9 protein-coding genes are annotated in these 12363 nt (G+C 60.1%); 4 read left to right on the forward strand and 5 right to left on the reverse strand.

What is annotated here, in order from left to right:
- Positions 1–11 precede the first annotated feature (11 nt).
- From C7S18_RS04830 to C7S18_RS04840, 3 genes are all read left to right on the forward strand, one after another.
- Positions 12–1085, forward strand: coding sequence for a two-component system sensor histidine kinase NtrB (locus tag C7S18_RS04830; protein WP_106890493.1), 1074 nt, complete (start codon positions 12–14; stop codon positions 1083–1085).
- Entirely contained in the window at positions 1078–2613 is a 1536-nt protein-coding gene (ntrC, locus tag C7S18_RS04835) for a nitrogen regulation protein NR(I) (protein WP_106890494.1), read from the forward strand. Before C7S18_RS04830 ends, ntrC begins: the two co-directional genes overlap by 8 nt.
- 111 nt (positions 2614–2724) lie before the next feature.
- Positions 2725–3129, forward strand: coding sequence for a hypothetical protein (locus C7S18_RS04840; RefSeq protein ID WP_170113114.1), 405 nt, complete (start codon positions 2725–2727; stop codon positions 3127–3129).
- A 75-nt stretch (positions 3130–3204) separates the two neighbouring features.
- Here the strand turns inward: C7S18_RS04840 and C7S18_RS04845 are convergent, their stop codons facing one another.
- The gene (locus C7S18_RS04845) at positions 3205–4728 is read right to left on the reverse strand and encodes a peptide MFS transporter (protein WP_106890496.1); all 1524 of its coding nucleotides are present in this window, start codon (positions 4726–4728) and stop codon (positions 3205–3207) included.
- Between the two features lie 219 nt (positions 4729–4947).
- On the opposite strand from C7S18_RS04845, the gene C7S18_RS04850 reads away from it, so the two are divergent.
- Entirely contained in the window at positions 4948–6462 is a 1515-nt protein-coding gene (locus C7S18_RS04850) for a fumarate hydratase (protein WP_106890497.1), read from the forward strand.
- A 387-nt stretch (positions 6463–6849) separates the two neighbouring features.
- On the opposite strand, the gene C7S18_RS04855 is transcribed toward C7S18_RS04850, so the two are convergent.
- The 4 genes from C7S18_RS04855 to C7S18_RS04870 form a co-directional block, all read right to left on the reverse strand.
- Positions 6850–7494, reverse strand: a complete 645-nt coding sequence (locus C7S18_RS04855) for a hypothetical protein (protein ID WP_106890498.1) — start codon at positions 7492–7494, stop codon at positions 6850–6852.
- Between the two features lie 2 nt (positions 7495–7496).
- The gene (locus C7S18_RS04860; RefSeq protein WP_106890499.1) at positions 7497–9653 is read right to left on the reverse strand and encodes a hypothetical protein; all 2157 of its coding nucleotides are present in this window, start codon (positions 9651–9653) and stop codon (positions 7497–7499) included.
- 366 nt (positions 9654–10019) lie between these two features.
- Positions 10020–11600 (reverse strand): GAF domain-containing protein, encoded by a 1581-nt coding sequence (locus C7S18_RS04865; RefSeq protein WP_106890500.1) that lies wholly within the window; start codon positions 11598–11600, stop codon positions 10020–10022.
- Positions 11597–12265, reverse strand: coding sequence for a hypothetical protein (locus C7S18_RS04870; RefSeq protein ID WP_106890501.1), 669 nt, complete (start codon positions 12263–12265; stop codon positions 11597–11599). Before C7S18_RS04870 ends, C7S18_RS04865 begins: the two co-directional genes overlap by 4 nt.
- Positions 12266–12363 lie beyond the last annotated feature (98 nt).

Consider the following 12363-nt stretch of genomic DNA (forward strand, 5'->3'; position numbering starts at 1 on the left):
ACGCTTGCACCATGTCCGCGCCAGAGCCGTATATCCTTCTGGATCAACTCACCACCCCGGTGCTGATTTGCAACGGATCGGGGCAGATCGAGTTCACAAATGCCGCCTTTTGCGCCTGGATGGGGATCGGAGCCCGCCGTTGGTTTCGACAGCCTGTGGATTGGTTGGGCGCGCAAACCGGCTCCTTGTTGACCTTTGTGCAGCAATCGTTGCAAACGCATCATGCTGAGCGAACGCCGATCCTCAAATTGCAGCCGATGCCGGACTGCGAACGCAGTGCCATCATCACCTTTTCGCCTTGGCGCCAGAACAGCGACCCGGAGGGGGTGCTCCTGGAGTTCCGGGTCATCGACGCCGCCTTCGATCAGGATCCGGCCGCGCAATGGCCCAAGGCCATGCAGGCCACCCTGAAAGGGCTGGCGCATGAGGTCCGGAATCCGCTCGCCGGGCTGCGTGGCGCCGCCCAGTTGTTGGCGCGCAAGCGTCCTGATCCCGAATCGCGGCCGTATCTCGACGTTATCGAACAGGAAACCGAACGCCTGCTTTCGCTGGTCGAACGCCTGCTGGCACCGAAGCCTGCGCATGCGTTTGAGCTGGTGAACATTCACGAGGTGTTGGAGCGAGTTCGCTTGCTGACCGAGACCGATGTGGGCTGGGCGGTCAACGTGGTGCGCGACTACGACCCCAGCCTGCCAGGTGTGATGGCCGATCGTGATCGACTGATCCAGGCCGTCCTCAATATTGTCCGCAATGCGTTGGAGGCCTCAGCCAGCGAAGTGCGCTTACGCACGCGGGTCGATTTTCACCATGCGCTCGACGCGCTGGGCACGCATATGGCCTTGCGGCTTGATGTGATCGACAACGGCCGCGGCGTGCCGGAAGACCTGGCACCACAGCTGTTTCTGCCGCTCGTGTCGGGCCGCGCTGAAGGGACCGGCCTCGGCTTGGCGCTGGCCCAGGAAATTGCCCGGGAGCATGGCGGCATGCTGAGCTTTCGCTCGCGCCCTGGTCATACCGTTTTTACGTTGTTACTGCCTTTTGCCGAACCGCAACACAGTCCGGCCTTGGAGTCGTCGAATGCCTGAAATCTGGTTGATTGATGATGATCGCTCGGTCCGCTTTGTGCTCGCTGAGGCGCTGCGCGATGCCGGTTACATGGTGCGCGACTTCGACAACGCGAAAGCGGCGTTGTCCGTGCTGCCGCATGCGCGACCGGGTGCGGTGTTCACCGATGTCCGCATGCCTGGCATGGATGGCATTGCATTCCTCGAAGTCCTGAAACGCGAGCATGCGGACGTGCCGGTCGTGGTCATGAGCGCCTACACCGATGTCGCAAGCACCAGCGCGGCATTCAAGGGCGGCGCGTTTGATTTTCTGCCAAAGCCTTTCGACTTGGACGCCGCCGTGCGATTGGCCGACCGCGCACTGGCCGACCAGCCCGGTGGCAAGCCACGACTGCCGAACAAAGCGGCACCGTTGCAAGCCGAGTTACTCGGCGAGTCGGCACCGATGCGCGAGCTGTACCGGGCAATCGGGCGCGTGGCGCCCACCCATTTGTCGGTGCTGATCACAGGCGAAACCGGTACGGGCAAGGAACTGGTTGCGCGCGCCTTGCATCAGCATTCTTTGCGAGCGAACCAGCCGTTTGTCGCGCTGAACACGGCGGCAATTCCGGCCGATCTGCTGGAGTCGGAACTGTTTGGCCATGAAGCCGGTGCGTTTACCGGTGCCACGAAGCGTCACCCGGGTCGGTTCGAACAAGCCGAGGGCGGGACGCTATTCCTCGACGAAATCGGTGACATGCCGCTGGCCTTGCAGACGCGCTTGTTGCGGGTGCTGGCGGAAGGCGAGTTCTATCGCGTCGGCGGGCGCGAACTGATTCGCGTCGATGTTCGCGTCATCGCCGCGACTCATCAGGACTTGGAAGGCAAAGCGGCGCGTGGAGAATTTCGCGCCGACCTGCTGCATCGGCTCGATGTGATGCGCCTTAGTTTGCCGCCGCTCCGTGCGCGTCGGGAGGACGTTGATCTGCTCGCGCAACGCTTCATGCAACGCGCTGCGGTCGAGATGCAAGCAGAGACCAAAGTGCTGAAGCCGGAAGCACTGAAATTCCTACGGCAACAGGTCTGGCCTGGCAACGTTCGGCAGTTGGAGAATTTCTGTCGGCGCTTGGCGGTCATGGCGCCCGGTCGCGAGATTGGTCTCGCTGATCTGCCAGTCAACACGCTCGCAGGGTTTGGGCTCACTGCACCAACGCCGGAGGACGAGTTCGCGGCGCCGGTCGATGCGAGTGGTCCAGACCCACGCCAGGGCCTGCTGTATCAGGCTTCCGGCCAGGCCAGCAGCACCGAGCACCGACGCGTGGCGCGCGGTGGCGAACCGCCTGGCGATTGGAAGCAGGCATTGCGCGAAGAGGTCCGGCGCGCGTTGAAGGCGCAAGAGAGTGGCATCTACGACGCGGCGTTGGCGGCGTTCGAACGTGTGGTGCTCGATGCCGCACTCGATGTGACGCAGAAGAACCGCTTCGAGGCCGCAAGGTTGCTCGGCATTGGCCGCAACACGATCACGCGCAAGCTCGGCAGCTCCCGAACCCGGCGCAAGCCCGGCGCATGAGCAGTTTGCCGACCACGCGCCGGAGCCTGATGAAGGCATCTAGTCTGGGCGGTGAACCTGCGCGTGCGGCGTGGTGGGCGTTGGCATTGGTGCGCCGTGCAGTTTCTCGGCATGAAGCAGCGCGTGCGGAGAGCGTTTCCGCCGCCACAGTCTCGCGTGGCACCATTGTCGGCGCTGATGAGTGAGGCGGACGCGCAGGTCGATTCAACCCGCAAGCGTATTCTGGCCCGAATGATCGGCAGCGACATGTTACGGCGCTTATTGCCCGGCACTGATGAGGCGGGCGCTGCTTTGACTTTTCGTCGCCCGTACGTTTGGCTCGGTGAGTTAGGTCACGATGACGCCATGAGCGGTGAGGCGTTGACAAGTATCGGCCGAGAAACCGAAGCCATTGGGGAATGGCCGGCCATGCTCAACCAAGCAGAGCGACGGGGGTTGCCGTTGATACCGCCTTCGGACTGGATTCCCAAAGACCCGGACGCACTCCTGTTGCCCGAGGAACGGGGGCGTCATTGATCCACGAAGCAGGCAGCGACCCCAACAAAAAGGCCGCCCGAAGGCGGCCTTTTTGCGTATTGGCGATCAGCGCGTCTATTTGACGCCGTGCATCAGCTTGTTGACCAAACCGCCAATCAAGAACAGAAGCACACCGGCGCCCGCGAGGATGTAGAACCCGGTCATGTACGCGGCCTGCGCCGAGACCGTCGTCATGCCGCCTTCGCCACTGGCATGACCCGCAAAAATGCCGGCGAGATTGTTGCCGATGGCAATCGACAGGAACCACGCGCCCATCGCAAAACCAGTAAGCCGCGGCGGCGCAAGCTTGGTCACCATCGACAACCCGATCGGTGATAAGCAGAGCTCACCGATCGACTGAATCCAATAGACCGCGAACAAGGTCCAGAACGGGATCTTGCCATCGTCGCCGATGAGGCTGGACAGGGCGTACACCAGCAGCAGGAATGCCAGGCCGTTAAAGATCAGACCCAGGCTGAACTTGCGCGGGATGGACGGATTGGCCGAGCCCATCTTGATCCAGATCCACGCAATGATCGGGGCGAGCGTGATGATGGCCACCGAGTTGACGCTCTGGAACCAAGAAACCGGGAAGCTCGATTCGCCCGAGAGGCTCATGAGCATCGATTCGAACCCGATGTCGCGGTTGACGATCTTCTCGGCCAGGAAGTTGAACGAACTACCGGCCTGTTCGAAGAAGCACCAGAAGAACACGTTGAAGGACAGAATGATCAGCATCGCAATCACTTTGTCGCGCGCAACACTGCCCACCTTGACGCCTTCAATCAACAGCATGATGGCGGGGCCAATGAGCAATGCCATCAGGATGTACTGCAGAATTTCGGCGTCGATGGTCAGCAGGAAGAAGAACACTGGAATCGCGCATACGCCACCGAATGCGACCAGCGCGACACGGGCCATGCTGGCCTGTTCCGGCAACGGCAGGCCGATGCCCTTCAATTGATGTCGGCCAAACCAGAACCACAGAAAGCTCAGGATCATGCCGACGCCGGCGGCGATAAACACCACGGTATAAGCAGGCGTTTCCGCACCAAAGACTTTCTTCGCGAGATACTGGGTGATCAGCGGGGCCAGGAACGCACCCAGGTTGATGCCCATGTAGAAGATGGTGAAACCAGAGTCGCGGCGTTCGTCACCTTGGAAGTACAGCTTGCCAACCAGGGTCGAGATAATGGGCTTGAACAGGCCATTGCCGACGATGATGGTCGCGAGGCCCAGTTTGAAGATGGTTTCGGACGGCGAGGCCAGCATGAACAAACCAGCGCCCATGATGACGGCGCCAAGCAGAATCGAGCGTTGATAGCCGATAATCTTGTCCGCAACGTATCCGCCAAAAATGGCACCGGCATACACCAAGGCGAGATAAGCGCCGTAGAGCTCGCTCGCAGGCTTTTCGCCCGTTGCCGAACCAGCGTGGAACTGCGCGACAATGTAGAGCACCATGGCCCAACGGATGCCGTAGAACGCAAAGCGTTCCCAGAATTCCGACATGAACAGCATCCACAACGGCCTTGGATGGCCCAGTACTTGTGGGTATTCAGGCGGGTTCGCGCCAGCCTGACTAACGGCTCCACTCATTGTTTCGTCCTCGATTGGGTTCTGGTGAATCGATCCGGCGCACGGCCGGGAGGTATTACTGCCAGCATCCTGCCAGCTTAAAAAGTGGCGAAGGTTTAGTGGGCTTTTCGTCCGGAGTCAAACACTCCGTTTTGGCGCACTGCAGCAATCGGTGGTGTCAAGATGCTGTGAATTGATCTTGCCGCGCTAGAATAGCCGTCTTTTCAGCCTGGGTACGCCATGGTCACGATCAAGCAGGAAGACCTGATTCAGAGCATCGCCGATGCACTGCAATACATCAGTTATTACCACCCGGTGGACTACATCAAGAACCTGGCGGCTGCGTATGATCGGGAAGAATCCGAGGCTGCCCGCGATGCGATCAAGCAGATTCTGGTGAACTCGCGCATGTGCGCCGAAGGCCATCGGCCGATCTGCCAAGACACCGGTATTGTCAACGTGTTCCTGGAAATTGGCATGGATGTGCACTTCGCGGCCACTATGAGCATCGAGGACATGTGCAATGAGGGGATCCGCCGTGCATACCTGCATCCGGACAACAAACTCCGGGCGTCGGTGCTGAGCGATCCAATCGCTAACCGGCAGAACACGAAGGACAATACCCCTGGTGTGATCCACATGAAGCTCGTGCCCGGCAATACGGTGCACGTGACGGTGGCTGCGAAAGGTGGTGGCTCTGAAGCCAAATCGAAATTCGCGATGTTGAACCCGTCTGATTCGATTGTTGATTGGGTGCTGAAGACGGTCCCGACGATGGGTGCGGGCTGGTGCCCGCCAGGCATGCTCGGCATTGGCATTGGCGGCACGGCCGACAAGGCCATGTTGATGGCGAAAGAATCGCTGATGGACCCGATCGATATGCAGGAATTGATTGCGCGTGGTCCGAGCAACAAGCTCGAGGCGTTGCGCATTGAGCTATACGAGAAGATCAACGCACTCGGCATTGGCGCGCAAGGTCTGGGCGGGCTGACCACGGTGCTCGATGTCAAGATTCACGACTATCCGACGCATGCTGCGAATCTACCGATCGCCATGATTCCGAATTGTGCGGCCACGCGCCACGCGCACTTCGAACTCGATGGCTCGGGCCCGGTCAGTCTGGAACCACCGTCACTCGAAGATTGGCCGGCCTTGACGTATGACGCAGCGAAAGGCAAACGCGTCAATCTGGACGGCATCACGCAAGCCGAAATTGAAACCTGGAAGCCCGGCGATGTGTTGCTGCTGAACGGCAAGTTGCTGACGGGTCGCGATGCCGCGCACAAGCGCATGGTCGACATGTTGAATCGTGGCGAGACGTTGCCAGTCGACATGAAGGGGCGCTTCATTTATTACGTCGGCCCGGTTGATCCGGTGCGCGAAGAAGTTGTTGGCCCGGCCGGTCCCACCACGGCCACACGCATGGATAAATTCACCGAGCAGGTTTTGGCGGCAACGGGCTTGATCGGCATGGTGGGCAAGGCTGAGCGTGGCCCGGCTGGCATCGAAGCCATCAAGAAACATCGTGCGGTGTATTTGATCGCCGTCGGCGGTTCGGCCTACCTGGTGTCCAAAGCGATCAAGGGCTCACGCGTGCTGGCGTTTGAAGACCTCGGCATGGAAGCGATCTACGAGTTCGAGGTCAAGGACATGCCAGTCACCGTCGCGGTTGACGTCGAAGGTCACTCGGTACACGAAACCGGCCCGCGCGAATGGCAAGGCCGGATTGGCAAGATCCCAGTGCGTGTGGCGTGATCGATTGCCGCCCGCTGTTGAAGGCGGGCAGCCATTGGGCCTTTGATTCTGTTCAGTGTCGATGCGGTCTGAAGGTCCAGGATGTAAGAATTCAGGTTCTTCTCATCAAGCCCACGATCATCCATTGGTTTGCTGGCTCAGCAGTCTGCATTCAATGACCATTCTGATCGCAAGTAACCCCCTCCCCGGGCCCTCTCCCCCGCGAGTGGAAGTGCCAACTCCCTCTCCCACGCGAGTGGAAGAGCCAACTCCCTCTCCCACGCGAGTGGGAGAGGGCAGGGGAGAGGGCTACTTGCGACAGTGCGCTATGGTAATAATCGCGCACCGGCATTGACCCTTAGACGCGCGCATCAACGCACCTTCGTTACGACCACAACTCCCAACGCATCATTGTGTGGTGACGCTGTAACTGATCGCGCCGGTGTCCGCACCGTGCGGGTCGCTGCAGCGGAAGCTGTGCGTCTGCAAACCGACGCTGGTCGGCTGGATGCGCTTGACAGCGAAGAACGTCTTGAACGTCGCGATCGGGTAGTCCAGATTGGCCTGAACGAGTGTCCGAGAGCCGCTGCTGACCGTTATGTCGGCATGCGTTGGCAGGCTCAGGAACCGGCAACTGAGCGCATCGTGATCGGGGTCAATCACGCTCAGATCCCGAAACATGGGCACCCATTGGGTGATGCCCGTGGTCAGGAACTTGCGGACACCGCTGACGAACTGTGGCGCGCTATTCACCAGTGTGACGGTGAGGGCAAAACTGCGGCTGGTGATCGCACCTAGTGCATCCGTGACGCTGACTGTGATGTTGGTATTACCAAACGCGCCATCGCGCGGTCGGATCCGGAGACAAGGTGTGTTGCCGGGTTCGAAAATCAGCAAGCTGTTGGCGCTGCCGTGAGCGACCAATCCGGGATTGCTCGAGACCGCTGCGATGGTTAAGGCCTGCGCTTGCTCGTCTGTGCCGCCGCCTGGTCCAAGCCCCGTGAGCGGTACACACACAGATTGGTTCTCCTGAATGGTCTGGGCGTGGATCATGTTCAGGCTGGGGGATCGTTGATCGCGGCGATGGTGACGAACAGGTTGTTGCTGACGATCGAGCTCAGGTCATCAAATGCCCTGACGGAGAACGCACCGACATTGCCGCTTAGATTGCTGGGTGGCAGCCAGGTGAAGTGTTGGTCTGAGGTCAATACGTCGCCTACGTTGATGAGTGTCCCGTCACCACGACGGAGACTGCCGCTCGTGATGGCGTTGATCTTGAGCGCCAGGGGCTGTCCATCAACGCTGAGCGCGCGGAGTGCGGTGAGCAAGTCGCCGCTCGACAACTGCAATGCGCTGTCTTCGTTGATGCTATAGGTCAGCATGGTGGGAACGATGGTCGGTGCGTCGTCATCGACATTTTGAATCTCAATCGGCAGCGTGACTGGGCCCGTGCTGCCCTGACTGTTACGCGCTTCAAATGTCAACGTTCGAAGGCCGGCGACGCCGGTCGATTGCAGATAGAAGCAGCGGCCGTTCCGCTGCGAGAGCCCGTCGGTGAGCTGCACGTGGGCCGGTGGGCTCAGAATAATCTGTTCGGCGACACCGCCGTCCGGGTCGTCGACCGGCAGACACGTTACCCAAGTCGAGTCGTTTTCAGACAAGATGACGCGCCGTTCGAAGACGCGTGGCAGATCAGGCTCTGGGCTCAGATTGACGCGGATTTCGGTGGGGTTGATGGCGCCGGTGGTTGGGTTCCGCGCTTGCAGCAAGAACGCTGGGATCTCTGCGCCATGCATGTTGAGCGGCGGCGTCCAATACCAAGTCTGTCCGGGCAACAACTGGCTCTCATGATTCACCGCTTCGCCCGCTTCGGTCATCAGCTTGCCGCGAAACTGGCGCAGCAAGCGAAAGTGTATTGGTTGGTCAAACGGGTCGATGAGGCTCGCACGGTTTGCAAGGTCCTGATAGGACACGGTCACGGGTGAATCTTCGGCGCCTACCATCGTGACGTTGGCGGCGGCAAATGGCGGCAGGTCCGTCCCTTCAAAGTTCAGGCGGACTGTCAATGTATCGCGACCAAACAAAAGCTTTTCTTCATTCGCATCGAAGATGTTGAGCCAGCGAACGACTGGTTGTTCTGTGGGGTCATTGGGCCAAGCTTTGATCAACAGCCACGTTTGAAGTCCGAGGTCATTGGGCGGCGTGATCACCCAGTTCTGCGTGTGGCTACCATCGTTGGCCGTGTAGCCGTCAAACAAGAGCGTCACGTAGTTGTTGGTGTGCGCACTCATCGACCAAATCATCATCCGAACAGCCCCCGGACTGCTGACGCCGTCGGCTTTGCGGACACGAATGTCGACGGCGCTCAAGTCTGGTGTCGGAGCGTAGGTCTCCAGGACATCTTCGCGACGCAAGCCATTGGCACGCAACCGCGTCAGTTCCGCTAACTCAAAATCGGCAATGCGTTCGTCGATACTGCGGTCGCTGCGCTCAGTTCGCCCCATGGGATCAACATCATAGTCGCGATGCTCCAGCCAGTATCGATGCACGGTCTGGTCATAAATGATGTTGGCATGAATGATCGGTTCAACGCCTGTCGGATCGTCGCGGTTGTTATAAGCATAGTATTCAGGGGCTCCGGCGCCAAAACCATGCAGAATCTCATGGCTCAGCGCTATCAGCGTGCTCCAGTAGTAGTTCAGGCTGCTAAGGCCGGTTCCGGGAATGATATTGGTGCCGAGGTTGTCCCGGTCCAGCAGACTGTACAAACGCAGGCCCACCTCGGTGTCGCCGTTTTCAGCAATGCTCATCGAGCTGTGCCCTGGGTCCATGCGTAGCCAGACCTGCACGCCATAGCTTCGATATCGATAGAGGCCAATTGCCTCGCCCGAGAACGTTGAGCTTGGAGCGGTATCGGTGAAGGTGAATCCGGTCTGCGGATCGAGAACGAACCGTCTGATCGTGCGGCGCGCGAATACCGCGTTCAGATCCCCAACCATTTTGGTCAGACGCAGCTTGACCTCGTCGGCGCTACTGCCCTGCAGGTATGCTGTGGGAATGATGAAGCGGATCGGATGCTGCTGGATACCGGCGAGGTCGCGAACGTCTTCACCGGTCTCGCTCGCAGCATTCGCCAGTTCGGACCATGTGCAAAAGCACCACACAAGTAACAGCAGCAAGCACTGATTGAAGCGGCCGGTAGGCAAGCTCATGAGTTCTCTCCCCTTTGGGCTGGATCGACGTCCAAGCATTCGGGCCGCGCGGACGCAGAGTGAGTTCGGCCCGGATTGCGGCGTTGCAGCTAAGCGTCGGATATTGGTGATGCTGGGCGGCCCATCCGTGGATTGCGTGAATCGTGCACGAGTTCACTGTTTCCTGAGTCAGGGAGAAACGTAGTCCCGTTAGTCCGGACTGTCTGCTATCCAGAGATAGGGGGCTGACCTGTCTTTCGTCAGGTGGCTCGATTGGCGCCGAGGCGTCAGCGTCGACGGAATACGGGCGACGCGTTCATGAGACTCTGAACAAGCACAGAGTCGATGTGCGTCTGAAAGTCCAAGATGGACCAATTCAGAGCCGCCTTACGGATGGTGGGCGTCGAGCCAGGACAGCACGCCATCAGGCAGCTCGTCGAGTTGCGCCAGGGCGTGATCGAGGAAGCCCTCTGGGTCTTTGGCTTGGCTGAGCTTGCAGAGCACCACGAGATGTGACGGCTCGGCCCGCATAAGCTCTGTGTCACCAACATATGAACGGTGCAACGCTTGCAGACATTCTTCGATTCGCTTTCTTGAATCAACTGACGGTGCGCCCGAGAGTAGTACGCCGAGCGAGCGTGGGCGCAGTTGGCACATTGGGATATTGGCGTCGACCAGAAAATTGGCAATGCGTGCTGCGTAGGGCGTGATGATTTCATTCAGGCGAATGGCGTCGACATAGCTGTGCGGATTGATGCGGATCAACCACAAGGCCATGCCCCTGCCACCGCGCGAGACGGCTCGGCACTGGGCCTTCAACTGTTTTCGAAACTGCGTCGAGCTGCTCAACCCAAATACCGCTTGCTCGCCTTGGCGGCGATCGAGCTTGCCAGTTGCCCGGCGCAGATTTTCCCGGGCGCGGCCCAGCTCCACCGCCTGGCGCTCAGCCCGGGCCTGGCTTTGCTGCAAGCGGTGAGCGGTCGATAGCAGGTGAATGGCGCCAGCGACGGCGTCAGCCAGAGCACGCAGCAAGACCCGATTTTCGCCCGAGAACGGCTGGCTTGTCTCGGCTTCCAGATTGAGCACACCAAACACGCGGCCCTTCAGCGATATTGGCAGTGCGAGCTCCGCGCGCACGCTGGGATTGACGGTACTGTAGTGCGGGTCTTTGCTGACGTCGTCCACGTAGATCAGCACCCCTTCGCGGAAGCATCGGCCAACCACGCCCTCGTTGATTGGCCACTGCTTGCCGCGATACGTGATGTGCGGTGACGCGCCGAGGTGTGCCGCGACTTCCAGGTGCCCGACTAGATCGCCCTCCAACAGGACCGTTGATTCGACCGTTTGGAAGCGGGCGGCCAGCGATCGCAAGACGAAGCCGAGCAGCGCATCAAGGTCTTCCGATTCCATCGCCTGGCGCGTGAACTCCGCGACCACTTCCAGTAATTGCGTGCGCCGCGTCAGTTCTTCGACGCGGCGCGCACCAGCGATCGTGCCGGCGATCTGTTCGGAAATGGTTTTCAAGAGGTCCAGGGACCCGTCAAAGGTGCCGACCTCCGTGCTCTCCAGATTCAGAACGGCGATCACGGTACCCCGAAACAGAATCGGCACGCAGAGTTCGGATTGCCCGCCGGGCAACGTGTGGACGAAGTTTGGATACTGGCTCGCGTCGCTGACCAACACGGGTCGGCCTGTGGCGGCGACCTCACCCACGACACCAGAGCCCAGTTCGCGGCTGTAGCCGACATGGATGTCGGTCGGCAACGACGTCGACAACGCTTCGCAGACGAATCGATTGCTCTGGCGGTCGATGCTTACCAGGGCAACGAGCTGCCATTGAAAGTAGCCCGCCAACGCGTCCGCTACGCGTTGCAGCATCGGGCGCAGACTCAGATCCTCGGTGGCCAGGCGGGCCAATTCGGCAAGAATCTCGGGTAATGGCTGTGTGGATCGGGTTCGACGACTCATCGGCCCGAGTTTACGGGTTTGCGCGTGGGGATGGTGTTCACGGTGACGCTCGGGGTCGTTCCCACGGTGTCGATGAGCGCGGGGAGCACGGCGATCTCGACGAGTTGCTGCCAACGCGGTTCGGCGGTGAACCCGACGCAGGCCTCATTGGCGGTACTGAGTGCGTATTGAACGTTCTGCTCCAAATGCCAGGTGACCAAGGTGCGATACTGGGGCTGCTTCTGCCCAAACGGCGAGAAATGGGCGTCCAGACGCTCCGGGCGGGCGGGGCAGTCGGTGTTGAGTTCCCACTCCACCAGCGTCGCGCTCGCCGCACGTTCAACATTGAGCCAGCGCACCTTGCAGAACTGGCCATCTGCCACCAAGCTGAAATCCTGAGCCAGCGCAGCCCCCATCTCGGCGGGGCTGATGGGGTCTGGGAAGCGCCGATCGAGATTGACGCGCGGGATCTGCAGGCGACCACGCAGCTGCTTGCCTGCTGCTGTAAAGCTCAGGAATCCGGTTTGGGTCGTTAGCCCCGCCTTTGGTTGGGGGGCAGCGGATGCCTGCGCTGACTTGGCCGCGGCCACTGGGGCGACCAGGGCGATCAAAAGAGCAGCGCAAGAGGTGATTGGCCGCAGGCTGACTTTGTGTGGGGCGTTGGTTCGCGGAATACTGGTTCGCATTGCCCAATCATTCGATGCTTCACGTGAATAGAATGTCGAAAAACTGTGAGCGGTGAAAATAATCACGGGTTGTGTCGGGTTCCGGGACGCTTACGCGA

It is taken from the genome of Ahniella affigens (assembly GCF_003015185.1).
Classification (GTDB): Bacteria; Pseudomonadota; Gammaproteobacteria; order Xanthomonadales; family Ahniellaceae; genus Ahniella; species Ahniella affigens.